This is a genomic window from Protaetiibacter mangrovi (assembly GCF_024752305.1).
Taxonomy (GTDB): domain Bacteria; phylum Actinomycetota; class Actinomycetes; order Actinomycetales; family Microbacteriaceae; genus Homoserinibacter; species Homoserinibacter mangrovi.
Genome location: NZ_JANTHX010000013.1, coordinates 1 through 599, shown reverse-complemented (window position 1 = coordinate 599; position 599 = coordinate 1). Strand labels below are relative to the sequence as shown.

General features: G+C 66.8%; 1 protein-coding gene. It reads left to right on the top strand.

The features are described from left to right. On the top strand, nt 1-599 hold a 599-nt coding region (locus NUH29_RS14495), incomplete at both ends, for an integrase core domain-containing protein (protein WP_258799980.1).

Here is a 599-nt window from a genome sequence, read left to right as displayed (position 1 = left end):
CGAAGTCGCCGCACCGGGAGCACTCGTTCATGTCGACATCAAGAAGCTTGGTCGGATCCCGGACGGCGGTGGCTGGCGCGCTCACGGTCGCGGTTCTGCGCAAGACCGCGCGGCAGGCGTCGTCCGCGACCGAGCGGCCCGGCACGGCGCATCCGCCTCGCGCGGCTACACCTTCCTGCACCACGCGGTCGACGACCACTCCCGGCTCGCCTATTCCGAACAGCTCGGAGATGAGCGCAAAGAGACCGCGGCCAGCTTCTGGCTCCGGGCTGCGGCGTTCTTCGCGGATCACGGCATCACCGTCACCGCCGTGATGACTGACAACGGCGCCTGCTACCGATCGCGCGACTTCGCCGCTGCCCTCGGCAACATCCGACACCGCCGGACACGCCCCTACCGACCACAGACCAACGGCAAGGTCGAACGCTTCAACCGCACCCTGGCCACCGAATGGGCCTACGCCCGACCATATGATTCCGAGGCCGCACGATCAGCGACCTACGCCGACTGGCTCCATCACTACAATCACCACCGACCCCACACCGGAATCGACGGCCAAGTCCCCGCAGCACGCGTTCACAACCTCACGAGGAACTACA